This is a genomic window from Cupriavidus sp. F041, assembly GCF_057814235.1.
This window is the reverse complement of sequence record NZ_JBVASY010000002.1, coordinates 3,004,714-3,029,608: the sequence shown is the minus strand read 5'-3', so window position 1 is coordinate 3,029,608 and position 24,895 is coordinate 3,004,714. Positions and strand designations below refer to the sequence as shown.

27 protein-coding genes are annotated in these 24,895 nt (G+C 67.4%); 7 read left to right on the top strand and 20 right to left on the bottom strand.

The genetic code is table 11. The annotated features are described in order from the left end of the window. Positions 1–49: 49 nt before the first annotated feature. On the top strand, positions 50–997 hold the full coding sequence (locus ACZY0R_RS31375; RefSeq protein ID WP_488866276.1) for a cyclase family protein: 948 nt from the start codon (positions 50–52) through the stop codon (positions 995–997). A gap of 107 nt (positions 998–1,104) precedes the next feature. Then, the gene (gene msrA, locus ACZY0R_RS31370) at positions 1,105–1,647 is read left to right on the top strand and encodes a peptide-methionine (S)-S-oxide reductase MsrA (RefSeq protein WP_045236043.1); all 543 of its coding nucleotides are present in this window, start codon (positions 1,105–1,107) and stop codon (positions 1,645–1,647) included. A 15-nt stretch (positions 1,648–1,662) separates the two neighbouring features. On the opposite strand, the gene ACZY0R_RS31365 is transcribed toward msrA, so the two are convergent. The 5 genes from ACZY0R_RS31365 to ACZY0R_RS31345 form a co-directional block, all read right to left on the bottom strand. Beyond that, positions 1,663–2,745 carry a DUF72 domain-containing protein gene (locus ACZY0R_RS31365; protein ID WP_488863900.1) on the bottom strand — a complete coding sequence of 361 codons (1,083 nt, stop codon included), beginning with the start codon at positions 2,743–2,745 and terminating at the stop codon, positions 1,663–1,665. Between the two features lie 6 nt (positions 2,746–2,751). After that, on the bottom strand, positions 2,752–3,984 hold the full coding sequence (locus tag ACZY0R_RS31360) for a class I SAM-dependent methyltransferase (protein WP_488863898.1): 1,233 nt from the start codon (positions 3,982–3,984) through the stop codon (positions 2,752–2,754). A gap of 162 nt (positions 3,985–4,146) precedes the next feature. Then, positions 4,147–4,785 carry a pyridoxamine 5'-phosphate oxidase gene (gene pdxH / locus ACZY0R_RS31355; RefSeq protein ID WP_441624790.1) on the bottom strand — a complete coding sequence of 213 codons (639 nt, stop codon included), beginning with the start codon at positions 4,783–4,785 and terminating at the stop codon, positions 4,147–4,149. Positions 4,786–4,921: 136 nt separating this feature from the next. Beyond that, positions 4,922–6,115: an MFS transporter gene (locus ACZY0R_RS31350; protein WP_488863896.1), complete on the bottom strand. Its 1,194-nt coding sequence runs from the start codon at positions 6,113–6,115 to the stop codon at positions 4,922–4,924. Positions 6,116–6,398: 283 nt separating this feature from the next. Further along, the gene (locus ACZY0R_RS31345) at positions 6,399–8,687 is read right to left on the bottom strand and encodes an AsmA family protein (RefSeq protein ID WP_488863894.1); all 2,289 of its coding nucleotides are present in this window, start codon (positions 8,685–8,687) and stop codon (positions 6,399–6,401) included. Positions 8,688–8,875: 188 nt separating this feature from the next. Between ACZY0R_RS31345 and tcdA the strand changes: the two genes are divergently transcribed. Next, positions 8,876–9,763 carry a tRNA cyclic N6-threonylcarbamoyladenosine(37) synthase TcdA gene (tcdA, locus tag ACZY0R_RS31340; RefSeq protein WP_488863892.1) on the top strand — a complete coding sequence of 296 codons (888 nt, stop codon included), beginning with the start codon at positions 8,876–8,878 and terminating at the stop codon, positions 9,761–9,763. Positions 9,764–9,772: 9 nt separating this feature from the next. Here tcdA and ACZY0R_RS31335 read toward each other — a convergent pair whose 3' ends face one another. After that, entirely contained in the window at positions 9,773–10,351 is a 579-nt protein-coding gene (locus tag ACZY0R_RS31335) for a P-loop nucleotide/nucleoside kinase family protein (protein WP_045236049.1), read from the bottom strand. Positions 10,352–10,507: 156 nt separating this feature from the next. Between ACZY0R_RS31335 and ACZY0R_RS31330 the strand changes: the two genes are divergently transcribed. Next, positions 10,508–10,948 (top strand): bacteriohemerythrin, encoded by a 441-nt coding sequence (locus tag ACZY0R_RS31330; RefSeq protein ID WP_488863889.1) that lies wholly within the window; start codon positions 10,508–10,510, stop codon positions 10,946–10,948. Here ACZY0R_RS31330 and ACZY0R_RS31325 read toward each other — a convergent pair. Together ACZY0R_RS31325 and trxA are read right to left on the bottom strand one after the other, a co-directional pair. Continuing rightward, a complete protein-coding gene (locus tag ACZY0R_RS31325) occupies positions 10,945–11,334 on the bottom strand; it encodes a cupin domain-containing protein (protein ID WP_045236051.1) in 390 nt (129 codons plus the stop codon). The two genes, ACZY0R_RS31330 and ACZY0R_RS31325, sit on opposite strands and share 4 nt — an antisense overlap. A gap of 81 nt (positions 11,335–11,415) precedes the next feature. Beyond that, entirely contained in the window at positions 11,416–12,261 is an 846-nt protein-coding gene (gene trxA, locus ACZY0R_RS31320) for a thioredoxin (protein WP_488863888.1), read from the bottom strand. Between the two features lie 255 nt (positions 12,262–12,516). Between trxA and ACZY0R_RS31315 the strand changes: the two genes are divergently transcribed. Then, positions 12,517–14,235, top strand: a complete 1,719-nt coding sequence (locus ACZY0R_RS31315; RefSeq protein WP_488863886.1) for a long-chain fatty acid--CoA ligase — start codon at positions 12,517–12,519, stop codon at positions 14,233–14,235. A 61-nt stretch (positions 14,236–14,296) separates the two neighbouring features. Here ACZY0R_RS31315 and ACZY0R_RS31310 read toward each other — a convergent pair whose 3' ends face one another. Next, positions 14,297–15,097 (bottom strand): ankyrin repeat domain-containing protein, encoded by an 801-nt coding sequence (locus ACZY0R_RS31310; protein ID WP_082094705.1) that lies wholly within the window; start codon positions 15,095–15,097, stop codon positions 14,297–14,299. A 16-nt stretch (positions 15,098–15,113) separates the two neighbouring features. Then, positions 15,114–15,827 (bottom strand): gamma-glutamylcyclotransferase, encoded by a 714-nt coding sequence (locus ACZY0R_RS31305; RefSeq protein ID WP_488863884.1) that lies wholly within the window; start codon positions 15,825–15,827, stop codon positions 15,114–15,116. A 208-nt stretch (positions 15,828–16,035) separates the two neighbouring features. Between ACZY0R_RS31305 and ACZY0R_RS31300 the strand changes: the two genes are divergently transcribed. Further along, positions 16,036–16,356, top strand: coding sequence for a hypothetical protein (locus tag ACZY0R_RS31300; protein WP_035864014.1), 321 nt, complete (start codon positions 16,036–16,038; stop codon positions 16,354–16,356). Between the two features lie 107 nt (positions 16,357–16,463). Here the strand turns inward: ACZY0R_RS31300 and ACZY0R_RS31295 are convergent, their stop codons facing one another. The 8 genes from ACZY0R_RS31295 to ACZY0R_RS31260 form a co-directional block, all read right to left on the bottom strand. After that, complete coding sequence (locus tag ACZY0R_RS31295; protein WP_035864016.1) at positions 16,464–16,811, bottom strand: FKBP-type peptidyl-prolyl cis-trans isomerase; 348 nt, start codon at positions 16,809–16,811, stop codon at positions 16,464–16,466. Between the two features lie 133 nt (positions 16,812–16,944). Beyond that, entirely contained in the window at positions 16,945–17,493 is a 549-nt protein-coding gene (locus ACZY0R_RS31290) for a YaeQ family protein (RefSeq protein WP_035864018.1), read from the bottom strand. A 117-nt stretch (positions 17,494–17,610) separates the two neighbouring features. Next, complete coding sequence (locus ACZY0R_RS31285; protein ID WP_488863881.1) at positions 17,611–18,315, bottom strand: alpha/beta hydrolase; 705 nt, start codon at positions 18,313–18,315, stop codon at positions 17,611–17,613. Between the two features lie 46 nt (positions 18,316–18,361). Then, positions 18,362–18,673, bottom strand: coding sequence for a hypothetical protein (locus ACZY0R_RS31280; RefSeq protein ID WP_276289371.1), 312 nt, complete (start codon positions 18,671–18,673; stop codon positions 18,362–18,364). 149 nt (positions 18,674–18,822) lie between these two features. Next, on the bottom strand, positions 18,823–19,425 hold the full coding sequence (locus tag ACZY0R_RS31275) for a YceI family protein (protein ID WP_488863879.1): 603 nt from the start codon (positions 19,423–19,425) through the stop codon (positions 18,823–18,825). 20 nt (positions 19,426–19,445) lie between these two features. Continuing rightward, positions 19,446–19,829, bottom strand: a complete 384-nt coding sequence (locus tag ACZY0R_RS31270) for an MAPEG family protein (protein ID WP_488863877.1) — start codon at positions 19,827–19,829, stop codon at positions 19,446–19,448. A gap of 76 nt (positions 19,830–19,905) precedes the next feature. Then, positions 19,906–20,124 (bottom strand): RNA-binding S4 domain-containing protein, encoded by a 219-nt coding sequence (locus ACZY0R_RS31265; RefSeq protein ID WP_043348411.1) that lies wholly within the window; start codon positions 20,122–20,124, stop codon positions 19,906–19,908. 4 nt (positions 20,125–20,128) lie between these two features. Further along, a complete protein-coding gene (locus ACZY0R_RS31260; protein ID WP_488863874.1) occupies positions 20,129–21,904 on the bottom strand; it encodes a glutamine--tRNA ligase/YqeY domain fusion protein in 1,776 nt (591 codons plus the stop codon). Between the two features lie 213 nt (positions 21,905–22,117). Here ACZY0R_RS31260 and ACZY0R_RS31255 point away from each other — a divergent pair, with 213 nt between their 5' ends. Next, positions 22,118–23,569 carry a CoA transferase gene (locus tag ACZY0R_RS31255; RefSeq protein WP_488863872.1) on the top strand — a complete coding sequence of 484 codons (1,452 nt, stop codon included), beginning with the start codon at positions 22,118–22,120 and terminating at the stop codon, positions 23,567–23,569. Between the two features lie 51 nt (positions 23,570–23,620). Here the strand turns inward: ACZY0R_RS31255 and ACZY0R_RS31250 are convergent, their stop codons facing one another. Together ACZY0R_RS31250 and ACZY0R_RS31245 are read right to left on the bottom strand one after the other, a co-directional pair. Next, positions 23,621–24,238 (bottom strand): FMN-binding negative transcriptional regulator, encoded by a 618-nt coding sequence (locus ACZY0R_RS31250; RefSeq protein ID WP_488863870.1) that lies wholly within the window; start codon positions 24,236–24,238, stop codon positions 23,621–23,623. Positions 24,239–24,242: 4 nt separating this feature from the next. Further along, positions 24,243–24,863 carry a pyridoxamine 5'-phosphate oxidase family protein gene (locus ACZY0R_RS31245; protein WP_488863868.1) on the bottom strand — a complete coding sequence of 207 codons (621 nt, stop codon included), beginning with the start codon at positions 24,861–24,863 and terminating at the stop codon, positions 24,243–24,245. Between the last annotated feature and the right edge of the window lie 32 nt (positions 24,864–24,895).

The window sequence follows — 24,895 nt, the reverse complement described above, 5'->3', positions numbered from 1 at the left end:
CCATCCCGCCCGCGCCGCCGGGCGCCGGTTCGCCAGGTTTTCCTTGTCGATGTTGTTGGCTGTGCTGAGCGGTGCCGCCGCCGCGGCGCCTCAGGTAGGCGTCAGCCCCTGGGGCCCCAAGGATGAGATAGGCCGGCTCAACCTGATCACCCCGGCCTCGCGCGCCGCCATCATGGCGCGCGTCTCGGGCACGCAGGCCTACGATCTGGCGGTTGACTACTTCATCGGCATGCCGAGCTGGCAGGCGGCCGGCGACCCGCCGTACCAGATGTGGATGACCCATACCCCGCACGGCAACCTGGTGGCCGACTCCATGCAGGTGGGCGAGGCGATGAACCGGCATGTCAGCTACAGCGGGTCGGCGGTTTCCATGTACGCGCACATGGGCACGCATATCGATGCGCTCAACCACTTCGGCCTGAACGGCAAGATCTGGAACGGCTATTCCGCCGCCGAGCACCTGGGCGATCGCGGCTGGAAAGTCACCGGCGCGGAGAAGCTGCCACCGATCGTCGCCCGCGGCGTGCTGATCGACGTAGCCGCGGCCAAGGGACTGGATATGCTGCCCGACAACTACCGGGTGACCCGGCAGGATTTGCGCGACGCGCTGGCCAAGCAAGGCACAGGGCTGCAGAAAGGCGACGTGGTGCTGATCCGCACGGGGCGCATGCAACATTATGAAAATGCCCAGGCGTACATGGCCAACCCGCCGGGCCTTGGCCTGGATGCGGCCAGGTTTCTCGTGGAAGAGGGCGGCGCCATGGTGGTCGGCGCCGATAACCTGAGCTTCGAGACCTTCCCGGCGGAAGTGCCCGACAACTACATCCCGGTGCACACCTATCTGCTGGCGCAGCAGGGCGCACCGATTATCGAACTGGTGAACCTGGAGGCGTTGTCGCGCGACCGCGTCTACCAGTTCGCCTTTATCGGCGCGTCGCTGAAGTTCCGCGGCGCCGATGCCGCGCCCATCCGGCCGGTCGCCTTGCCCATCAAATAGCGTCGGCAAGACTCCGGCGCGGTCACCCGGTCCGGCGGGCCATACTTCGGCGGCAGGCCGGGAGCCGAACGAGTATGCTAGCTATTGTCACGAGCCGGAGAATCAAGATGGACAACGAGCGGGAAATTGCCACCCTGGGGGGCGGTTGCTTCTGGTGCCTGGAGGCGGTGTACCAGCAAGTCAAGGGCGTGCGCGCCGTGGAGTCGGGTTACACCGGCGGCCACGTGAACCATCCGACCTACGAGCAGGTTTGCGACGGCGACACGGGACACGCCGAAGTGGTGCGCGTGAGCTTCGACCCTTCGGTGATCAAGTATCGCGAGATCCTTGAGATCTTCTTTGCCATCCACGATCCCACCACGCTGAACCGGCAGGGCAACGACGTGGGCACGCAGTACCGCTCGGCCATCTTCACCCACACCGAGCCGCAACGTGCCATGGCTGAGTACGTGATGCGCGAGGTGACTGCGCAAAAGCTCTACGACGCGCCGCTGGTGACGCAGATCGAGCCCGCGCAGCCGTACTGGCGCGCCGAGGAAAGCCACCAGAACTACTACCAGAATCACCCGAACCAGGGCTATTGCTCCTTCGTGATCTCGCCCAAGCTGGCCAAGTTCCGGCAAAAGTTCGCTCACCTGCTGAATCGCTGAGGTGCTGGCCGGCGGCTAGCTGCCGGCCAGCTGTTCGGCAATCGCCTCGGCCAGGCGCAGGCAGGTCAGCGGCGCGGAGCCTTCAGCCTTGTTGCTGACGATCACGTAGGCGGGCTGGCCCGCCCGCAGCGTGCGTACCACCTGCTCCGCGATCACCGCGCGGGTATGCGGGTCTTCGTCGATCAGCCGGTCGAACGGCGCGTAGCGGGATTCGGCCTGCTCGTAGGCAAAGCCGGCATGCAGCATCCAGCGCAACACCAGGGGACCGGGCTCACCTTGGTCCATCAGCGCCTGCGCCGGCAATTGCCGTTCCGCGGGCGGCATGCGCTCGCGCGCCGACAGGCAAAAACGTATGCCGCGTGCGCGCAGCAACTTGATAAAGCGGGGCGTGAGCAGGCTGGCGTCGCGCAGTTCCACTGCGTAGCAGGCGTGCGGCGTGGCGCCGGGGTCGAGTGGCGGCAGGGCGCCGAGGAAGGCGTCGAGCCGCGACAGGAAGCCGGCACTGTCCGCGGCCATCGCGCCCAGCGGCGAGAGCTGGAACAGCAAAGGCCCGCATTTGGTGCCGAGGCCCGCGGTGGCGGGCGCCACGAAATCCCGCGCGGCGATCGCGGCATCCAGGAAGCTGGCATTGGCGAGCCGGCCCGCACCCTCGGACGTGCGCAGCCACGGATCACAGACGCTCGCCGGAGCTTTGACCAGGAAGCGGAAATGCGCCGGCACCTGGGCCGCGTAGGCCATGTGGTCGGCCAGCGGGATCGGTGCGTAGAAACCGCGATCGATGCCGGCGGCCCGCAGCAAGGGATGCTGGGAGTAGGCGGCCAGCCCCTTGCGCGAGAGCAGGCTGTCGCTGTATTCGCCCTGGTAGACCAGCCCGTTCCAGCCCCCATAGGACCATGACGACGTGCCGAGATGCAGGCCGGCTGGCAGGCGCTCCGCCAGCGCCAGCAGGGCAGGGTCCGGCTGCGGCGCCTGCACGATCTTGCCGCGCGCGGGTCTGGTGGCAGGCGTTGCCGGGTTCGCCCCGGCATTGGTTGCGGTAGTGCCGGGAGCGGGCGGCGCCGCTGGCTCCGGCAGGCCGCCGAACAGGTCTTCAGTCAAGTAGCTTCAGTCAAGCGATTTGTCGTAGATATAGCGACGCGACCAGGGCAAGCTCTGCGACGATAGGCCGGCCTTGTGGCAAACCACCTGGTAGATCGACATCTTCTCGGTGTCGAAGGCATGCCCGCATCCTGCCAGGTAGATGCGCCAGATGCGGTACTTCTTTTCGCCCACCATGGCGCGGATGGTATCACCCTGGGCTTCGAAGTTATCCGCCCAGTGGCGCAGCGTGCGCGTGTAGTGGCCGCGAATCAGTTCGACATCGGTGGCCTCCAGGCCCCCGCGCTGCAGCGTGTTGAGCACCATGCCGATGTGCGGCAGCTCGCCCTGCGGGAAGACGTAGCGATCCATGAACTCGGAGCCGTCCATGGGCGTGGCGCCGCTGTCGGGATCGGGCGACGTGATGCCATGGTTCATGGCGTAGCCGTCGTCGGCCAGCAAATCGCGCATGCGGCTGAAGTAAGCGGTCAGGTTGTTTTTGCCCACATGCTCGAACATGCCGACGCTGGTGATGCGGTCAAAGGTGCCGGCGGTATCGCGGTAATCCTGCAGGCGGATCTCGATGCGGTCCGACAGCCCTGCCTGCCTGACGTGCTCGGTGGCCAGGTCGAACTGGTTTTGCGACAGCGTGATGCCCACGCAGCGCGCGCCGAACTTATCCGCCGCGCGCATTACCAGCGCGCCCCAGCCGCAGCCGATATCGAGCAGGGTCTGGCCTGGCTGCAGCCGGATCTTGGTCAGGATGTGGTCGATCTTCTTGCGCTGCGCAGTGGCGAGGTCTTCGTTGCCATGCTCGAAATAGGCGCAGGAATAGACCATGCCCGGATCGAGCCAGAGCCGGTAGAACTCGTTGGAAACATCGTAGTGATACTGGATGGAGGCCTTGTCGGCTGCCTTGGTGTGCGCGAAGTGCCGTGCCACCCGCGCCAGCGCGCCGCCGGCCTGCGCGCTGGCGGCCGCCGAGAAGCGGTAAGCCACGGCGATGATGTCGCTCAGCTTGCCGTCGAGATCGATTTTCTCCTGCACATAGGCTTCGCCGAGATTATCCAGGCTGGGCGTCAGCAGCAGGGGTAGCGCGCCCGCCTCGCGTACCGTGAGCGTCACCGCCGGCTGCTCGAAGCGGCCGAGCGGATACTCGTTGCCGTTCCACAGGCGCAGCCTGACGGGGAGATTGGCCCGATCGCGCAGATCGGCGATCCAGTGGTCCAGTTGCTTGTCCAGTGCTTGCTTGAAAAACATGCGGCCTCCCTCCTGACAGGTTGCGGCACACTCCTCGAACTCACAGCAGCGGGCAGGCGGGGCCTGCTCGTGGCGGCCGCCGCCTCCCGGTGGCGACCTTTATCCACTTTACGACAAATCCTAATATTGTGCAGTGCGCGGCCTTGGCGGCCGGCATCGCGTTCAGGGCGACAGGCGCACGATCTGCCAGGCACCATCCGCCTGCAGCCGGTAGGCGATTCGGTCGTGCAGGCGCGAAGGCCGCCCCTGCCAGAACTCGATCCGGGTCGGCACCACGCGATAGCCACCCCAGTGCGCCGGGCGCGGCGGGTTATCGCCGAACTTGGCGCGGAAATCCGCTTCGCGCTGCTCCAGTATCGTGCGGTCCGCTACCTCGCGGCTTTGCTCCGAGGCCCAGGCGCCAAGGCGCGAGCCGAGCGGCCGTGTAGCGTAATAGGCATCGCTCTCGGTTTCGGTAACTTTTTCAACGCGGCCTTCCACGCGTACCTGGCGCTCCAGTTGCACCCAGTGGAACAGCAGCGCCGCGCGTGGGTTGGCGGCAATGTCCAGGCCTTTGCGGCTTTCGTAGTTGGTGAAGAAGGTGAAGCCCATTGCATCCATGCCCTTGAGCAGCACGATGCGTGCCGAGGGCTGGCCGTCGGCGTCGACGGTGGCCAGCGTCATGGCATTGGGCTCGGGGAGCTTGGCGTGGATGGCTTCATCGAACCAGCGCTGGAACTGGCTGATGGGATCGGACGCCACATCGGATTCGGACAGCGATCCGAGTACGTAGGTGCGGCGGAGGTCGGCGAGTTGGGTCATGTCGGATCAGGTATCGAGTCAGCAGGCCGCGCGCGGGCAGGCGCCCTGCGCGTGCGGCCTGTCTGCTTTGAGTATAGCGAAAGCGAAGCAAGCCGCATTTGCGCGCGCGCAAGTCGCCGGCGAGGCCGCTTGCGCTTCAGGCTGGCGGCGGAGGCAGCTTGCGGGCCTGGCCGCGCGAGTAGTAGCCCGCCACACCCATCGCGCCGGCCATCGACAGGAAGATCGGCAACATGCCAAGCGCCGTGCCGACCACGCCGAAGGTCAGCGGCCACACCACCTGGCTGGTATTGAGCACGGCCGAGCGCAGGCCCAGCGCCTCACCGGCGCGCCCGGTGGGCGAGGCCGTATGCAGGATGTTCATGACGTTGGGCTGGGCGCTGCCCAGCGCCAGCCCGAGCAGGAAGGCCAGGCAGCACATCAGCCAGAACGCGGTGACGAAGGGATAGATCAGGTAGGCCACCGCGCCGACCAGCAATGCGACGCGAATCACCTTCCATTCGGACAGCCGGCGCGACACCAGCGGCATCGCCACGCGGATGGCAAAGGTGGCAATGGCAAAGGCGCCCAGCACCCAGCCGATCGACGAGGGCGAGAGGCCGACCCGGGTGCCCTGGATGGGAATCAGGAAAGCGTGCAGGTCCCAGGCCGCGGACAGGACCGCGCTGGCGATAAAGACCGCGCGCAGTTCCGGATGCGCGAGCAGGCTCAGCGTGGAGTTGCGCGTGCCGTCCACGATCGCGCCGCGCGCGGCCCGCCCGCCCTGTGCCGGCAGCCGTCCGCGCACCAGGTGCAAGCCAAGCACGCCGATTGCCGCTACCGCCACCAGCACGAAGAAGGCCGGGCGGTAGCCTGCGTGTTCGATCACGTAGCCCATCACGACCGGGCCCAGCGTGGCGGAGAACGACAAGCCCAGCGCGTGCAGCGTGTAGTTGCGCAGCCGCGTGGCATCGGTGGAAATCTGCCCGATCAGCAACTGCATGGCGACCTGCACCAGCATGAAGCCAACGCCGATCAGGGCGCAGGAGAGATAGAGCGCCGCAATGTCCGGCCACACCGCCGGCAGCAGCGTGCCCGCAACCACCATCAGCGAGCCCGCCGTCATCGGCTTGCGCGGGCCGATCTCGTCGATGCGTTTGCCGGCGTGGATGGCGAGCAGCATCGGCAGCAGCGCATACAGCGACATCAGGATGCCGAGCGTGACGGTCGAGGCTTTGAGCGAGAGGGCGAACAGCGACACCACCACGCGGCTGGCATTGAAGGCCACGTGGTTGCACACCGTTAGCGCGATCAGGCAACTGATCGGCGGGACGGTGGCGTGTAGCGGCGTCATGCTGGGGCGGGGGCTGGAAGGAAATCGGAAAAAACAAGTGCGGCCGAAACCGCACCCAAGAAGGACTCCAACGCCGGAATCAATCCGCCGCCGGACATCCGCTTCGTGCCATGTATTGACGACTTCGTTGTAAATGGCCGTTTAATTATGCGAGCGGCGTGGGCGATATACAACGACAGACTGTGCTTATGCACCAAAGTGTTGCGAAATTGCGTCGCGGAACACGCTCGTCAGTGGGCGCGTGTCGCCGACAGGCAACGCCGGGCCGGCAGCTCGGCACGGATTAGCCGCCCTGGTACAGGGAAGCGTCTGGCGTAGCGCGCTGAGGTGGGCTGGGGCGCACCGGACCCGCTGGCCTGGCGGGCGCGGCCTGTGCGTCGGGCGAGGGCGGGGGGCCGGCGCTCTGGCCGGTCTTGCCTGTGCTGCCTGTGCCCGGGTCCTGATAGGCCTGGCCGGGCGGCGGCGCGGTGGGGCGCTTGCGGATTTCCGCCAGCAGCTTGCCGCACTGGCTGCTCTCGTCAGCGGTGGAAAGGTCGGTCAGCGGCAGGATGGCGGCGCCGACCGGCGCCACCAGCGCCAGCGCCACCACGCCGCCGGCGCGCAAGGCCAGCACGCCGATGTCCGGGCTGACCGATGGCTTCTTCAGCGTGCCGCCCACGTAGAGCGGCGAACGCAGCGAAAGAATGCGCAGTCCCTTGGACTCGGGCCGGATGGTGAGCGCAAGCCGCTCGCTGGCGAGGTCGACGCCGCCGCTGGTCTCGATCACCGCATCCTGGGTGTCGAGGACGAAGGTGCGCGCGCGGGCCACCCCCTTGGTGAAAGTGAAATCGCTGACGCCGCAGTTGATCTGCACCGGCTTGTCGCCGAACAGCTGGCGGATCACTACGCTGCCCACGTTCAGGCCCATTGCCTCCAGCAGGAACTTGCTGACGGTGCCGTTCTCCACCAGCAGCTTGGCTTCGCCATTGGACGTGCCCAGCAGCGTGGCCACCGAGTTGCCGGTGGCGCTCAGTCTGGCGCTGCCGTTGAGCTCGCCGATGCTGGCGCGCATCGTCTCGAACTTCGGGAACAGTTGCTTGAGCTGGAGATGGCGCGCCTTCATGTCGATGGTGGCGGCCAACGGCTCGCGCTTGCCGTCGAGTTGCAGCGACGACGTCAGGTTGCCGCCCGCCACGCCGAAATTCAGCGGGTCGAGCGTGAGCACGCCATCGTTGAGCTTGAGATGGGTGACGAGGTTGGTGATCGGCAGGTCGGTGGTGCGGATGATGCGGTTGCCCGTGAACTTCACGTCGGCGTCGATGCTGTCCCAGCGCTCCGTGCGGAATGGCGCTACCGGCAGGGCCTTGTCCGCCGGCTGGCGCACCGTGCTGTCCGAGGCAGCCTGCCCGGGCCTGGCGTCCGCGCCGATCAGCGGGGCCAGGTCTTCGAAGCGCAGCTGGTTCGATTCCAGCTCGCCGGACAGCAGGGCGCGCGGCTGGCGCTGGGTGTACGTGAGCGAGCCGTTCAGGTCGCTGCCGCCGACGCGGCCGGTGAACTTTTCGTAGCGGTATTCCGATGCGCCCTTGCGCAGTGTGGCAACGAGCCGGCCGCGGGTTTCGTAGGGCGGGGTGCTCGGCAGCACGATGCCGGTCAGCGCGTAGAGCTTGGCCATACTGTCGCCCGACAGTTGCAGGTGCATGTCCAGCGCACCGAAGTGGGCAGGGTTGGTCAGCGTGCCCTCCACCACCGCGCGCGTATTGCCGACCCGCACATCGGCCTGCAAGGGAAAGGGCACGTCTGCGTTGCGCAGGCTCAGTACGGTACCGGCCTTTCCGCTAGCGTTGATGGTGGCCTCGTTGTAGCGGCCCGTGGCCTTCCAGCGGATGCCGTAGCGCGGGCCGCCGGCGCTGCTTGCACTGCTTGTGCTGCCGGCGTGGCCGGATGTGCCGATGGAACTGGCGGCCCCCGTGCCGGCCCCGGATGCCGGCGGCGCGATCAGCGCGCCGTCGCGGGTCTTCTCATAGAGGGCCGCGTCGCCGATGGTGTCCAGGCGCGCCTGCAGTTCGATTTTCATCGCCTTGTCGGCCAGGGCGAGATCGCCGCGCACCAGCGCCACTTCGCCGATATCCAGCCGCCATTGCGAAGGCGTCTTGCTTGCGGGGGTGGCGAAGGTCCAGTTGTTGCGCTGGTCCGCCAGCCGCTCCAGCCAGACTACGGGACTGTCTACGACGATGGTGGGAATCGCGATCCGACGGGAGAGCAGCGGCACCGGGCGCAGCACGAAGATCAGTTCGCGCACGGTGGCGAAGTTGGGCTCGCGGGCCCACTCCGGGTTGCCAATGGTGATATCGCGCGCGGAAAGGCGCGGCCAGGGCACCCAGGTATGCCAGCCGGTTTCGCCCTCGGCGCCGCGCCAGGTCAGGGCAAGGTCGCCGTTGACGGCGAAAGGCCGGCCGATGGCCTCCGAGACCTTCTGGTTAAGCCACGGCTTGAGGCGGTTCCAGTCGAAGGTCAGAATCACCACGACGAGCGCGGCGATAAGCACCAGCGGTGTCAGTGCACTCCAGAGAATGGCCTTGCGGCGCACGGGCATGGGGTCGGTTTCCTGATTGGCGCGGGCAGCCGCGCGCTGTCTGCGAGACAATGCGGCGGTCGAACCACGGCTGTGGGTATTGTATAGTTGCGCGCCCCGTTCTCCTGTCGGCGCTTGGCTGACAAGGTGCCTCAACGCGCGCTTTCCCCCCCAGTCTCTCTTCAAAACCAGCAAGCTTCGAGCAAGAAATGAGCAACCTCGTCCCGGAAACCTCCGTCCCGCCGGAACTGGCGCAACTGCCGCCAGCCCTTACCCACGAGAGCCCGGAGGAGGACGACTACCACCGCCGTTTCGGCGGCGTGGCGCGCCTGTACGGCGCGGAGGGCCTGGCGCGGCTGGAGGCGGCGAACGTCTGCGTGGTCGGCATCGGCGGGGTGGGCAGCTGGGCGGCCGAGGCGCTGGCGCGCAACGCGGTCGGCCGCGTCACGCTGATCGATCTCGACCATATCGCGCTATCCAATACCAACCGCCAGATCCACGCGCTGGGCGATGCCTATGGGCGCGCCAAGGTGCAGGCCATGGCCGAGCGCATGGTGCAGATCAACCCGCGCTGCCAGGTCACGCAGGTTGACGATTTCGTTACCCCGGACAATGTGGTGGAACTGCTTGGCGGGTACGACTACATCATCGACGCGATCGACTCGGTCAAGGTCAAGATAGCGATGCTGGGCTGGGCGCGCCGCGAGGGCCGGCGCATCATCACCTGCGGCGGTGCCGGCGGCCAGCTCGACCCGACCCGTATCCGCGTCGTCGATTTCTCCCGCACCGTCCAGGACCCGCTGCTGGCCAAGGTGCGCTCCAGCCTGCGCAAGGACTGGGGCTGGCCGCGCAATCCCAAGAGAAAGTTCGGCATCGACGCGGTCTACTCGGACGAGCCCTTGCGCTATCCCGAGCCCGAGCAGCAGTCCTGCGAAATCGACGAGGCCCCGGAAGGCGCGCCAGCCATGCCAACTGCGCCACCGGCCGGCCCGCAGGGGCTGGCCTGCGCCGGCTTTGGCTCCTCGGTGGCGGTGACCGCGGTGTTCGGGATGGTGGCGGCTTCGAGTGTGCTGGCCGCCCTCACGGCGCCCGACTGAACTCTCGCGTCACGCCGCAAGGCGCGCCAGCAGGGCGGCCAGTTCGGCCTCGCCCGGCGCGGTGTTGTCGAAGTAGGCCAGTTCGGGGTACTGCTCCGGTGCGGGCATGAAGCGCCGCGTGCGGTAGTCGTCCCAGTGCGCCAGCTTGTAGGCGTCGTTGGGGTTGCCGCGCCGCACGATGCGGGCGCGGGCCTCATCTTCCGGCAGGTGCACCCACAGCGTGCGAACCCTGGTGCCGGCGGGCACGCGCAGCCAGTCGGGGTCGTGCAGCAGATGGTCGCGCACCTCGCGCGATAGCGGACCCACGACGATCACACTGATGCCCAGCGCGAGATTCTCGCGCGCAGTATCGAGCAGGCCGTGGTATTCGGCATTGCGCAGATGCTTGAGGTAAGTCGGGCTGTCGCGGTCGTTCGGGTCGCCGGTCAAGGCGCCCATCGCCGCGGCGCTGTAGGCGCCATAAAGCGTGTCCTTGTCGAGCAGGCAGAACGGCTCGCCGGTGGCCTGCATCAGCGGGCCGATCAGGCGGTGGGCCAGTGTGGTCTTGCCGGTGCCGGCATGGCCGCAGAAGAAGAGCAGTCGGGGCATGGGAAGCCAGGGGGCAGCCTGGTGAGAGGAAAGCGCCAGCCGTCAGCATAACCCGCGGGCGCGGGCTGCCCCCGCCGCGCAGGGATTTGTCCTGGATCAGCCCCGCCCTCCGTGGATTCGGTATCCTTGCGGTTTGCGCGCTTTTGTCCTCCCGATATGACCGATTCCTCCTCCCCAAGCACCGCCACCCTGGCCCCCGACCTGTTGCTGGGCGAGCCGGTGACCGACGCCACCCACGCCGAATTCGTGCAACTGCTGGATGCCGCCACGCGCGCGGACGATGCCCGTTTCCTGGTGGCGCTGGACGAGTGGATCGATCACACCCGCCATCATTTCGGACAGGAGGAAGCGTGGATGGAGGCGATGGCCTTCGGCCCGCAGCATTGCCATCGCGGCGAGCACCAGCAGGTGCTGGCGGTGGCTGGCGCGGTACGCGAGAAAGTGGCGCAGGGAGACCTGGCGCTCGGCCGGCGCTTGCTGTCGGAACTGCCGGGCTGGTTCGACCAGCATGTGAAGGGCATGGACGCGATGATGGTCAGCCACATGCGCGAGAACGGCTTCACGCTGATCGAGGCACCGTCCGAACAGGTGGCCTAGTCTGCCTTGGCAGCCGCGCGGTCCAGCACAACAAAGTGCTTGCGCACCGCTTCGAGCACCTCGAACAGGCCGGTGAAGCCTGCCGGGATCACGCAGGCGTCGCCCGGGCCGAATTCGCGGGCATTGCCCGCGTCGTCGCTGATGCGCAGGCGTCCGCTGATGACGTGGAAGAATTCCTCTTTGCCCGCCGGGAAGGCAATGCGCCAGGCACCCGGTTCGCAAGCCCAGATACCGCAATCGAAATCTCCCTGGCTGGCGCTGTAGTGCGTCCAGGTGGTGCGGTCCGGGTTGCCGGCGACCAGCCGGTCGGGGCGCGGCCGGTCGTGGCTGGGCAGCGGTTCGGGGGCGGTCTGGAAATCGGTCAGGCGGGGCGGGGAAGCGGTCACGGCGAGAACAGGATCAAGGCAAGCAGGGGCGGCGGGGCCAAGTAAGGCGCCGGGCCCGGCCCGCCGTACGCACCCGGCAGTTTAATTGAGCGCCGAGGCCAGCAGCCGGCGCCAGCGCGCAACCGCTTCGGGTTGGTCGCTCATCAGCGTGAATACCGACAGCATTGCCGTGCGCCCGATATCGTCCTCGAAGGTGCGGTCCGTCCGCACGATGGCCAGCAGTTGTTCCAGCGCCTTCTCGTATTGCCGATGCGCGATCAGCGCGCGGGCCAGGTCCAGCCGCGCCCGCAGGTCGCCGGGCGCGGCGGCGACGCGGGCCTCCAGCGTGGCTGCGTCGGGCAGGTCGGAGACGCCGCGCATGGCCTCGATCCGGGTGCGCAATGCCGCGTAGCCGTCCTCCTGGGCCGCGCCCGGCGACAGCATGCCGAACTCCGCCTGGGCCTGGTCCAGGGCGTCCTCGTCGAGCAGGAAGCCGATGTACTCGAGGCGAGCCGCGTCAAAGCCGGGATCGAACGCCAGCGCCGCCTGGAAGGCTGACCTGGCGGCGTCGCGGTCGCCCACGGCGGCGTGATCGAGCGCGGCGCGCAGGGCCACCTGGCCCGGATCGGGCATCACGCGGGCAATAAACTCACGCAGGCCGGACTCGGGCAGCACGCCGGTGAACTGGTCGACCGCCTTGCCGTCGGCAAATGCCACCACGTGCGGAATGCTGCGCACGCCGAAATGTGCCGCCAGTTCCTGGTTTTCATCCACGTTCACCTTGGTCAGCCGCCATTTGCCGGCGGCTTCCCCTTCGAGCTTCTCCAGCATCGGCCCGAGGGTGCGGCAAGGGCCGCACCAGGGCGCCCAGAAATCCACCAGCACGGGGATGTGGCGCGACGTCTCGATCACGTCCGTCTCGAAATTCTGCAGGGTTACATCACTCATGGCTTAGTCTCGAAAGTGGCACACCCGCGGCGGGGCCGCGAGGGATAACGCGCAATGACGCGCCTTGCGCGCCGACCTCCCATATTTTGGGGCGGAACCCGCCGATTGCAACCGTGGCCCATCGAAGCAACGATGGACAAGGGTAAGCGATGGATTGAAAATAGAACGGTCGTTCGGTTATATTCCTTGATTCATTGCTTCATTGCTTCACTTGCATTCCAAGACCAGGTCGGACAGACCGCACAGGAGACACTTATGCAGACCACCCAGCCCGCGCGCCCGCATTTCCAGTTCTGGCCCAAGCGCGCGCCCACCGAGATCGTGCTGCCGGAGACCTCGCTCTGGTACAACCTGGTGGTCTCCGCGCAGCGCTACCCCGACAAGGCAGCCATCCGGTACTTCGGTAACGCCATCACGTTCCGGGCGCTGGAAGCCCAGGCCAGTGCAGTGGCGGGCTGGCTGCAGCAAAAGGCGGGCGTGAAGAAGGGCGACCGGGTGCTGCTCTACATGCAGAACTGTCCGCAATTCATCATTGCCTATTACGCGATCCTGCGCGCGGACGCCGTGGTCGTGCCGGTGAACCCGATGAACCGTACCGAGGAATTCAAGCATTACATCAGCGATGCGCAGGCCACCGTGGCGATCTGCAGCGCGGATCTCGCCGGCGGGGCCGAGCAGGCCAACGCCGAGTTGCCGGCAGGTGAGCGCCTGCAGCATCTGCTGGTCACGCAATACAGCGATGCGCTGCCGGCCAGCTACGAAAACCCGGAAGACGCCCCGGCGGCCTGGCTGACCACCCGGCATCCGCTGCCCGCCGGCGCTACGCCGTGGGCCGAGGCGCTCGCCGCGCAACTGGTGCCCGGACCGCATACCGCTGGCCCGGACGACATGGCGGTGATGCCCTATACCTCGGGCACCACCGGTTTCCCCAAGGGTTGCATCCATACCCACCGGTCCGTCATGCATAACGTGGTCGGGGGTGGCATCTGGAGCGGCAGCGGCGCGGAGTCGACGATCCTGTCGGTGCTGCCGCTGTTCCACGTGACCGGCATGCAGTACGGCATGAACGGCCCGATCTACAGTGGTGCCACCGTGGTCATGCTGCCCCGCTGGGACCGTGAAGTCGCGGGCCGGCTGATCTCGCGCTACCAGGTCACGCACTGGACCAACATCCCGACCATGGTCATCGACTTCCTGGGCAGCCCGAATCTCGACCAGTTCGACCTGTCGAGCCTGCGCTATATCGGCGGCGGCGGCGCGGCGATGCCGCAGGCGGTGGCCGAGCGCCTGAAGCAGCAGTTCGGCCTGAACTACATTGAAGGCTATGGATTGTCCGAGACTATGGCCCCGACCCACAGCAACCCGGGCGACCGGCCCAAGCTGCAGTGCCTGGGCGTGCCGAGCTTCAATACCGACGCGCGCGTGATCGACCCGGTCACGCTCAAGGAGGTGGCGGTCAATGAGGTCGGCGAGATCATCGTGTGCGGCCCGCAGGTGTTCAAGGGCTACTGGCGCAAGCCAGATGCCACGCGCGATGCCTTTATCGAGTTCGAGGGCAAGACTTTCTTCCGCACCGGCGACCTGGGCCGCATGGACGAGGAGGGCTACTACTTCCTTACCGACCGGCTCAAGCGCATGATCAATGCCTCGGGCTTCAAGGTGTGGCCGGCCGAGGTCGAGAACCTGCTGTACAAGCATCCCGATGTGCAGGAGGCCTGCATCATCGGCACGCGCGATGCCTACCGCGGTGAAACGGTGAAGGCGGTGGTGGTGCTAAAGACGCATGCCAGGGGCAAGACCACGCCCGAGGACATCATCGAGTGGGCCAAGGAGAATATGGCGGCCTACAAGTACCCGCGCGTGGTGGAGTTCGTCGACGCGCTGCCCAAGTCGGGCACCGGCAAGGTGATGTGGCGCGCGTTGCAGGAAAGCGAGAATGCTCGCAACGCGGGATCCCAGCCGGCTGCGGCCTGACCCCATGGCGCTACGCCTCGGGCACGCCCCGGGGCAAACCAGCGAGGCGTGCGCGGGTACATCAGTGCCCGCGCACGCGCACCAGCATCTTCACCATGGTCTTATAGCTGCGCTCGCGCGCGTGGCGGGTCGGCGAGGTGCCGTCGCGGTCGGGAAGGTTGGCGTCCGCGCCAGCGTCGAGCAGTAACTGCACCGTGTCTTCATAGCGCGCGCTGCCATCGCCCATGACGATGGTTTCCAGCAGGGCGGTCCAGCCCTGGCGGTTGACATGGTCGACCGCGACGCCAGCCTTCAGCAACACCTTCACCACTTCGGTATTACCATGCTCGCAGGCCACGATCAGGGCGGTGCTGTCGTTGATGTCGGTGCTGGTGAGGTCGGCGCCATGCGTGAGCGCCAGCTGTACCATTTCAAGTTGCCCGGTGGCCGCGGCCAGCAGGAAGGGGCTGTTGGATTCGATGTCCTTGCGGTTGACGTCGGCGCCAGCCGCCACCAGCGCCTTCGCCACTTCGGTGTGCCGGCTATAGACCGCCACCAGCAGGGCGCTGCGGCCCCGTTCGTCGGTGGTCTGGGCCGAAGCGCCGGCCGCCAGCAAGCGCTTGACCAGTTCGAGGTCGCCCAGCGTCGCCGCCGCGATCAGGTTGCGGTCGAGCCCGCCCACGCCATCGTGCGCGGTGGTGGCGGAGCCGGCGCCTTGCGCGTGCGAGCGCGGCGAGGCCTGGGCCGGGCCGCTGCCGGCGGGGCGCGCCGCCAGGCTCGTTCCGCCGGGGCCGGCCAGCAGCGCACCGCCCATCAGCAGGCCGGTCAGTCCCAACACTTCGGCAAGCACCAGTCGGCGGGGGCGGGCGGAAGTGCGCGGCATCCTGGTGGCTCCCGGGTCAGGCGGTTTCGCTGGTTTCTCTGACAGCCTGTGCGGCCGTGGCATCCGTATCCTGCAGCCGGCGCCATAACCGGCCAAGGTAGGGATCGTCGACGCCGTTGGTGGCAAGGCCCAGCAGCGTCTGCTGCAGGTATTCGCGCGCCGGCCCGTAGAGGCCGCAGGCGTGACGCAGGCGGGCCACCACGCTGTCGTCGGGCAGGCGCCCGGCATAGGCCTCATGCGAGCGGTTCATCACGAAGGCCAGCGCGCGCTGCGGCGGGCAACCGTTCATCTTTACGTTGAGCCAGCGCGGATGATAGGCGCCGGTGAGCATCTCGCGGCGCCACAGCAGGCGGAACTCCTGCTCGATCATGTGATGGGGGATGCGGAAGACGATGCCCTGGCAAGAACCGCCACGGTCCAGGCCGAGCACCAGGCCGGGGTTGTCCCAGGTGCCGCGATTGATGCGCGAATATAGGTAGAAGCCGCGATGGTACCCATGCACGCTGGCCAGCCGGCGGTCCGTGTGAATCACCATCGGGTTCCAGATCAGCGAGCCGTAGCCGAACACCCAGACATCGCCTGCCAGCCCCGGCGTATCCGGCCGCTGGTCCAGCGTAGCGCGTAGCGAGCGTTCGAAAGCTTCTTCGGGAAGTAGCGAGGAAGCCACCGGCGTGCTGCAAAGTGAAGCACGCAGCCGATCCGTTTCGAGATCTTGTCGGGTGATGGCCATGGTGCAAGCATAATCCAAAGCCGCGCGGCAGGCGGCATGGAAACCACATGGCGTGCAGAAATCTCTGCAAGCTCCGGCTGGTTGTATGCGATAGACAACGGTCATGCCGCGATTCGGCAGGTACCCTTGGCCGGCCAATCTGCCAGGGCGAGGTGGCGGTACCGGCCGCTATGTCTTTACAATGTGGCATCAACCAGGAGATCAGGCTATGGCGCGCACGCTCACGGTAGTTTTCGGTACCGGCAAGGAATTTGGCTTCACGATTGGCGACGCCGAGCTGGCGGCGGTTACCGAGGACGCTGGCTGGCGCTGGTTCGACCGCGAATATGCCGAACTCGATTGCCAGGCTTCCAGCCCGGTGGGCAAGGTGCTGGTGATCGACAAGATCCTGAGCGTGGCCAAGTTCTCCGGCGAGCAGCGTTTCGCCAGCGATGCCGCCTGGGCCCAGGACTATGCGCGCCATGCCGCGCGCCTGCTGGACCGTGACAAGGTGCGGGTCGACGTGAGCAGCGCGGCGATCAGTTTCTGAACGGCCGGGCCGGAACGCAAGAGGGGCGCCCGCGGGCGCCCCTCTTGCTTGTGCCATCCGCGCGGGATGGGATGCCGGTGGGCGCCGCCGGGGCGGCGCCCAGGCGATCAGACCGCCAGCAGTTCCACTTCGAACAGCAGCGTGGCGTTCGGCGGAATCACGCCGCCCGCGCCGCGCGCGCCGTAGCCCAGATCGGCCGGGATCACCAGGCGGCGCGTGCCGCCCACCTTCATGCCTTGCACGCCTTCATCCCAGCCTCGGATGACGTGGCCGGCGCCCAGCGGGAACACGAACGGGTCGTTGCGGTCCTTGCTCGAATCGAACTTGCGGCCAGCCTGGCCGTTCTCATAGAGCCAGCCGGTGTAATGCACCGTGACATGCTTGCCTGCCGTGGCTTCGGCGCCTTCGCCGGTGACGGTGTCTTCATATTGCAGGCCGGAGGGAGTGGTATTCATGGATGGCTTCCTTGTGCTGTATCAGCGAGGGTCACGGGTTCGGTGAGGCCGGCGGCATGCCGGCCGCACCGGGCGGATGGGTAATTCTGAACCTGGTAATGCTGGTAACGCGAAAACCGCTCGGGCGCCGGGCTTAGCCCTGGGGCTGTTGCAGGACCTCAAGCGTAATGCGGACGTTGTGGTCGTCGTCGCTGACCCAGATCTCGCTGTCCTGGATCGTTACGGACAACCGCATGGCGCGCTGGGCCAGGGCGGCGAGTGCTTCCACCGCCTCGGCCGGCACATTGTAGATGGTCACGTTGCGCAGCTTGCCGGCCTTGCCTGCCATGCCTTTCCACCATTCGCGCGCGCTCGCACCATTGTAGGTGAACACGGTGACGCGATCGGCGCGCGCGGCGGCGCGCTTCAGGCGCGACTCGTCCGGCTGGCCCAGCTCGATCCAATGCGCGATCTCGCCGGTCAGGGTCTTTTCCCACAGGTCCGGCTCGTCGGGCTCGTCCAGGCCGCGGGTGAAGGTCAATGTCTCGCTGGCTTCGCAGGCAAAGGCCAGCAGCCGCACCATCATGCGCGCATCGTTCTCGGACGGATGCTTCGCGATGGTCAGCGCGTGGCTGCCGTAGTAGGGCCGGTCCATGTCGGACACGGACAGTTCGGCCTTGTAGATGGTGGATTTAAGTGCCATGAAGGAAGCGGGAGCGGCAAATGCTGCGAGAAGCGAAAGGCCGCATCATACGTGAATCGGACGCGGCGTTCGCAACGGCACCGTACCGGGTGCCTGCCATGCCGCCTGGAATGGGGCTCAGGCGCCCACGGCGCCCAGCGCGATCGCGCTCAGCCTGGCGGCGAAGCCGGGCTGGTTTTGCCAGGCTTCGCCCAGCAAGTGGCCGGTGCCGGGCAGGTCGATCACTTCCACCCGTTCGCACAGGCCTGCACGGGCGGCAAGCGTGTCGGCAATGCCCGCGGGGATGACCTTGTCTTCGGCGCCGCGTACCAGGGTCAGGCGGCCGCGGAATTGCGCGATCCGTTCAAAGGCGAGCGAGGCGCGCCAGCTGCCGGGCGTGCGCAGTACGGCGGTAAAGGCCGGGCCGAAGGGCAGTTCGAAAGCAGCAGGGTCGTAGGCGGCGCCCACCAGTGTCAGCAGCCGGTCGATCCGGTTGCGCGGATCGGCGGCCAGCCGCACGGCGATTTCGCCGCTCATGCTGATGCCGATCAAGGCGCGGGGACCAGCGCCATTCAGATGGGCCAGCGCCGCTTCGGCTTCGCGCTGGCGCTTGACCAGCGAGTTGGGCGTGCGCGCCGAGCTTTCGCCGTGGCCGGAAAAATCGAAGGCGATGCTGCCCACGCCCTGGGCGGCGAGCGCTTGCCGCAACGCCAGCCAGCGCGCGCGGTGGCTGGCGCCGGCGCCATGCAGCAGCAGGCAGTTCGCGCCGTTGCCGGCGTCGATGCGGTCGGCGGCCAGTGCCTCGGCGCCGGCTTCGATGTCAAAGCGCTGGGGCGTGCTCATGGATGGCCTGGCGCGAACATTGGCGCCGCGATGGACGCCGCTCGCTTTAGCGGGACTTTCGGTAATCGCTCAGGTAGTAGCGCAGCAGTGCCGAGGCCAGGTTCAGGCAGAGAAAGGCGGTTGCCACCACCATGGCGTGGCCGGCGGGACTGTCGATCTGCCCCGACAGCGCTAGCCCTGCCAGCCAGCTTCCCACCGGCAGGATCAGCAACGGCACCAGCAGCGCGCGGCGGCCATAAGTGCGCAATGCCCAGGCCGGAAAGCGGCGCAGGAACGCCATCGGGATGCTGCAGATCAGGCACGCGCCCGCAGCCGCCAACGACGCCGCCACCACATCCCCAACTTGAATCGTGATCATTGTTTTCAGGTTTCCCGTTCAGGCGGAGACCGGGAAAAATGGGCCCGCCGGAAAAATGCAAACCGCTGATTTTACAGAAGAAACCGGCTCTTCAGGCGTCTCCGGGTCGACATCTGGCGGTGGTGCGGAAACTGTATGTGATGTTTATGTCATTTAGATGCCGGCGCGGCCGGCATGGCTTCCACCGAGATCGTCAGGACCACGCTATCGCTCACCTCGGGCAGGAAGCGCGTCATGCCAAAGGCGCTGCGCGACAGTACCGCGCGGAATTCGCCGCCGCAAACGTGGCGCTTGATGCCAAACAGCGAGATGTCGCCACAGCTGAAGCGCTCGGCTTCCAGCCGCAGCGGTTGCGTGACGCCGTGCAGGCTCAGTTCGCCTTCCACGGCCACCAGCCGGCCGCTGTCCTGCACGAAGCGGTTGGCGCGCAGCCGAACCACCGGGAAGTTCTGCGCATCGAGGAACTGGGCCGAGCGCAGGATGCCGTCCAGTGTGCGGTTGCCGGAATCGACGGAGTCGGCGTCGACCGTAAAATCGATGGCGCCGCTGCCGCTGGTTTCGTCATAGTTGATGCGGCCATCGATCTTGCCGAAACGCCCGCGTACCGAGGTCCGCTCGAAATGGCTGGCGGCGAAGTACACCGCGGTATGGGTCGGGTCCACCGCGTAGCTGGCCGGCTCGGCCCGCGCCGTGCCGGGCAGGGCCGGCGCCAGCAGGCAAAGCGCGCAAAGGACGGCAGGCAGGTAGCGCATGATCGCTCTCCCCGGTGTTCTCAGTGCACCAACACCGGCAGCAGGAAGATGCCGATTACCGACAGGAAGCCGATGGTCCAGCACAGCGTGCGCAAGGTGGCGCGATCGGCCAGGTAGCACACCGTGTACAGGATGCGCGCGGCGACAAAGACCAGCGCCAGCTCGTCGATGCGCGCGGCAGGCGCCTGCAGGTGGGTGGCGCACAGCACCGCCGCGGCGAATAAGGGGAAGGCCTCGAAATGGTTGCGGTGCGCCATGTCGGCGCGCCGGGCGCGTCCGGCCTGTTTTTCCAGCCAGCCGCGCGGATCGTGGTTGTCGAAGGCGCTTCCGCTCGCCTTGGCGATGCCAACCGTCACCACGGGCAGGATGCCTGCCACCAGCACACACCAGAATGCGATCGGCATTGTCATTTCCTTTGCTTGGAAGCACGCGCCCGGTGGGTGGCAGGCCGGCCACCGGGCATACCGTCTGCCGCGACGGTCAGGCCGCCACTACCCGGATCTTCACGCCAGCCACGCTGACCACCTGGCCGGCGCGGATCTTGGCGGTCTTGCGCGATTCCACCGCGCCGTCGACTGACACTTCGCCGGCCGCCACCAGTGCCTTGCCGGCGCCGCCGCTGTCGCACACGCCGGCCACCTTGAGCAGGTCGTTCAGGGCGATATGCTCGCCCTCGAGCGGGAAGGTTACGGTTTGCATGGGCTTACTTCCCCCAGCTGTCGCGCAGGCCGACGATGCGGTTGAAGACCGGCTTGCCCGGCGTCGAATCGACCCGGTCGGCCACGAAGTAGCCCTGGCGTTCGAACTGGAAGCGGTCTTCCGCGGCGGCTTGCTGCAGGCCGGGTTCCAGGTAGGCGGTGACGATCTTCTTGGAGTCCGGGTTCAGCGCGTCGAGGAAGTTCTTGCCGCCGGCATCCGGGTTGGGGTCGTTGAAGAGACGGTCGTACAGCCGCACCTCGGTTTCATAGGCATGCGCCACGCTGACCCAGTGGATATTGCCCTTGACCTTGACGCTGTCCGCGCCCGGCGTGCCGCTCTTGGTCTCGGGCAGGTAGTTGGCGTGCACGGCGATGACCTTGCCGTCGGCGTCGCGGTCCACGCCCGTGCATTCGATCACATAGCCGTGGCGCAGGCGCACCTTGCTGCCCGGGGTGCCGTCCTTGGGCGCGAACAGGCGGAAGTAGCCCTTGGGCGGTGCTTCGCTGAAGTCGTCGCGCTCGATCCACAGCTCGCGCGTGAGCGGGAAGACGCGCATGCCCAGCTCCGGCTTCTTCGGATGCACCGGCGCCGTGCAGTCGTCGCTCTGGCCTTCGGGGTAGTTGTCGAGGATCAGCTTGAGCGGATCCAACACGGCCGCGCCACGCGCCGCGCGCGCATCGAGGTCGTCGCGCACGGCGCCTTCCAGCGTGCTCATGTCGATCCAGCTATCGGACTTGGCCACGCCGATGCGATCGCAGAACAACTGGATCGATTCCGGCGTAAAGCCGCGCCGGCGCACGCCCACGATGGTGGGCATGCGCGGATCGTCCCAGCCGTCCACGCGGTTTTCAACGACCAGTTGCAGCAGCTTGCGCTTGCTGGTGATGGCGTAGGTCAGGTTCAGGCGGGCGAATTCATACTGGTGCGGCAGCGGATCGCTGAACACGCCGCATTCGCGCAGCTGGGCCAGCACCCAGTCGTACAGCGGGCGGTTGTTCTCGAACTCCAGCGTGCACAGCGAGTGCGTGATGTTCTCCAGCGCGTCCGAGATACAGTGCGTGAAGTCGTACATCGGGTAGATGCACCACTTGTCGCCCGTGCGGTGGTGATGCGCGTGGCGGATCCGGTAGATCACCGGGTCGCGCATCACGATATTGGGCGCGTTCATGTCGATCTTGGCGCGCAGCACGTGCTCGCCGTCGGCGTACTTGTCGTCGCGCATGTCGCGGAACAGCTGCAGGTTTTCCTCGACGCTGCGGTCGCGGAACGGCGAGGGCATGCCCGGGCGGGAGAAGTCGCCGCGGTTGGCGGCGATCTGCTCGGCGCTCTGGCTGTCCACGTAGGCCACGCCGCGCTCGATCAGCTTTTCGGCGAAGGCGTAGAGCTGGTCGAAGTAGTCGCTGGCGTAATACAGGTGGGGCTGCTGGCTGCCGTCCTTGGCGGTGCTGTCCCAGCTGAAGCCGAGCCAGTGCACCGCGTCGATGATGGAGTCGACGTATTCGGTATCTTCCTTGACCGGGTTGGTGTCGTCGAAGCGCAGGTGGCAGCGGCCACCGTAGTCGCGCGCCATGCCGAAGTTCACGCAAATGCTCTTGGCGTGGCCGATGTGCAGGTAGCCGTTGGGCTCCGGCGGGAAGCGGGTGATGACGGGGGGCAACGGCTCGCCCTGGGCATCCTGGCGGCCGGCGTAGGTGCCGGCGGTGAGGTCCTGGTCGATGATGCTGCGCAGGAAATTGGATGCGGCGGGCGTGTTGTCGTTGGCTTTGGGGTCGTTGCTCATGGTGGCGCCGGTGGGCGGTTAAGTCAGGGGCGGGGCGGCGGCCGGCGTCTGGCGCGCAGCCCGCCGCGCTGCTCGATTGCATGGCGGAATGCCGGATCGGGTGATTTTACCGTGCCGGCGGCCAGAGTCGTGCAATCTCCGCGCGGCAGCGCAAAAACAGCCGCCGCGGCCTAGGATGGAGGGAGCGCATCCGCCCCCTGGAGCATCGCCGCCATGCCGAATTCAACCCCGACTCCAACCCTTGCCCCTGCCTCCCGCCCGACCCCGGCCGAAGCCGTGGCTGGACTCTGGCAGGCCGCCGGGATGCCCGCCGCAGCGCTGGGCCGGCTGCAACTCACCGGCACCGACCCGGTGCTGCCGTCGTCCTTTGCCGTGGGCACCGCCGCCCAGGGCAGCCTGGGCGCCGCGGCGCTCGCCGCCGCCACGCTGTGGCAACAGCGCAGCGGACGCTGGCAGGATGTTGCCATCGACATGCGCCACGCCCTGGCCGAATTCCGCAGCGAGCGCTACCTGCGCGTGGAGGGCGGCCCGGCGGCGGAGATGTGGAACAAGATCGCCGGCGCCTACCGCTGCGGCGACGGGCGCTGGGTGCGCCTGCATACCAACTTCCCGCATCACCGCGATGGTGTGCTGCGCATCCTGGGCTGCGCCCATGAGCGGGCCGCCGTGGAAGCCGCCCTGCAACGATGGGAGGCCGAGGCCTTCGAGGCTGCCGCCTCCGAAGCTGGCCTGGTGGTAGCCGCCATGCGCAGCTTCGAGGAGTGGGACCAGCATCCGCAGGGGCAGGCGCTGCGCGGCCTGCCGCCGTTTACCCTGGAGCGGATCGGCGAGGCGCTCCCGGAGCCGTTGCCGGCGCTGGCCGCTGCCGGCGCGCGCCCGCTGTCGGGTGTCCGCGTGCTCGATTTCACGCGCATCATCGCCGGCCCGGTGGCCGGGCGTACCCTGGCCGCGCATGGCGCGGACGTACTGCTGGTCACCTCCGCCCACCTGCCTGCCATCGAACCGCTGGTGATCGACACCGGGCGCGGCAAGCGCGCCTGCCAGCTCGACCTGCGCGATGCCGACGATAAGCGTGCCTTGCACAAACTGTTGCACGGCGCCGATGTGCTGGTCCAGGGCTACCGGCCGCATGGCCTCGCCGAACTGGGCGTGGGGCCGGAGGCGGCGGCCCGGGCGCGGCCGGGCATTGTCTATGTGACGTTGAGCGCCTACGGGCACGTCGGGCCGTGGGCCGGCAAGCGCGGCTTCGATTCCCTGGTGCAGACCGCCACCGGCTTCAACCATGCGGAAGCGCAGGCAGCCGGCAGCGACGAGCCGCGCCCGCTGCCGGCCCAGGTGCTGGATCATGCCGCCGGCTACCTGCTGGCGCTCGGCGCCATGGCTGCGCTGCACCGGCGTGCCGTCGAGGGCGGCAGCTGGCATGTGCGGGTGTCGCTGGCGCAGGTTGGCCAGTGGCTGCGTGGCTTGGGGCGGGTGGAAGGGGGAATGCAGGTGCCGGACCAGCGGCTTGAGGATGTGGCCGACCTAATGGTGACATTGCCGTCGGGCTTCGGCGAACTGAGCGTGGTGTCGCATGCGGGCCGCCTGTCGGAGACCCCCGCGTACTGGGCGCTGCCTTCGGTGCCGCTGGGCACGCATGCGCCGGAGTGGCTGCCGCGCGCCTGAGCGGCGCGCGGGCGGTGTTGCGGCTGTTGCGTTGCAGCCGGCTTAAGCGTTTCAGGCGCCCGTCATGCGCGCCATCCACGCCGCCATGTCGCGCTCGATCGGGCTGCCTTCCTGCTGGGCGGCGAGAATGCGGGCGCGGTCGGCCGCGGGGCGGTTCTGGCTGAGCTTGAACTTGGCTTCGACTCGCGTCGGCGCGATGCGCAGGCCGACAATCGCGCCCAGCATCTTCTGCTGGAAATCCTCCGGCAGTTCTCGCCATTGCGCGGCGTAGCCGGGCTCGTTCTGCGCGATCAGCCGCTTGAGCAGCGCATCCTTGGCATCGGCGTCGTGAATCGTGGCGATTTCCGCGTACACGTGCACGGCGACGTAGTTCCAGGTCGGCACCGACAGCTTCTGCTCGTACAACCCGGGCGAGACATAGCCGTGCGGGCCCTGGAACACCAGGAGCGCGCGCGGCGTCTGCTCCAGCCAGCGCCAGTGCGGGTTGGCGCGCGCCATATGGCCTTCGATCAGCCAGGCGTCGCCGCTGCGTTCCGCCACCACCGGCAGATGGGTGGCGAACGGCAGCCCGTCGGCGTCATTGCCGATCAGGGTGGCGAAAGGGTAGCGGCGCATGACTTCGTCGATGGCGTCGCTTTCGGTGCTGGCAAAGTGGGTTGGCGTGTACATGGGCTCAATACAGGGTTTGCTTCATCCGGGCGGGCTGCGACTCGTCGTACGCGGCGCCGTCGAAGGGATTCCGGCTCACGGCGGCAAGGATGGTGCCGTTGCTCGGCAGGCTGCTGCGCGCCACCTGTGTCTGCGGGTCCCACAACCTGGACCGCACCAGCGCGCGGGCGCACTGGAAGAACACCGACTGGATCGAGATCACCAGCACGGTGGCCGGCACCTTGCCATCCACCATGCAGCGCGCGATCAGCGCCGGGTCGACCGAGACATGGGCGGTGCCGGCCACCCGGATGGTCTCGTCCACGCCGGGAATCAGGAACAGCAGGCCCACGCGCGGGTCCGCGATGATGTTGCGCAGGCTGTCGAGGCGGTTGTTGCCGCGCCGGTCCGGCAGCAGCAAGGTGCGCTCGTCGAGCACCTGGACAAAGCCGGGCGCGTCGCCGCGCGGCGAGCACTCGGCATACTCCCCGCCCACCGTGGAGAGCAGGCAGAGCGGGGCGGCCTCGACAAAGGCGCGGTAGTGCGGATGCAGGTAATCGACTTCCTTGGCGAGCGAGGCCTCGCCGGCCTGGGCGTAGTGGGCTTCCAGTTCGGCCAGCGTGGTCAGGGCGTGCGGCGTGGTCATGTCGGTGGGCGCGTGCGGGTTGCGCGTCAGGG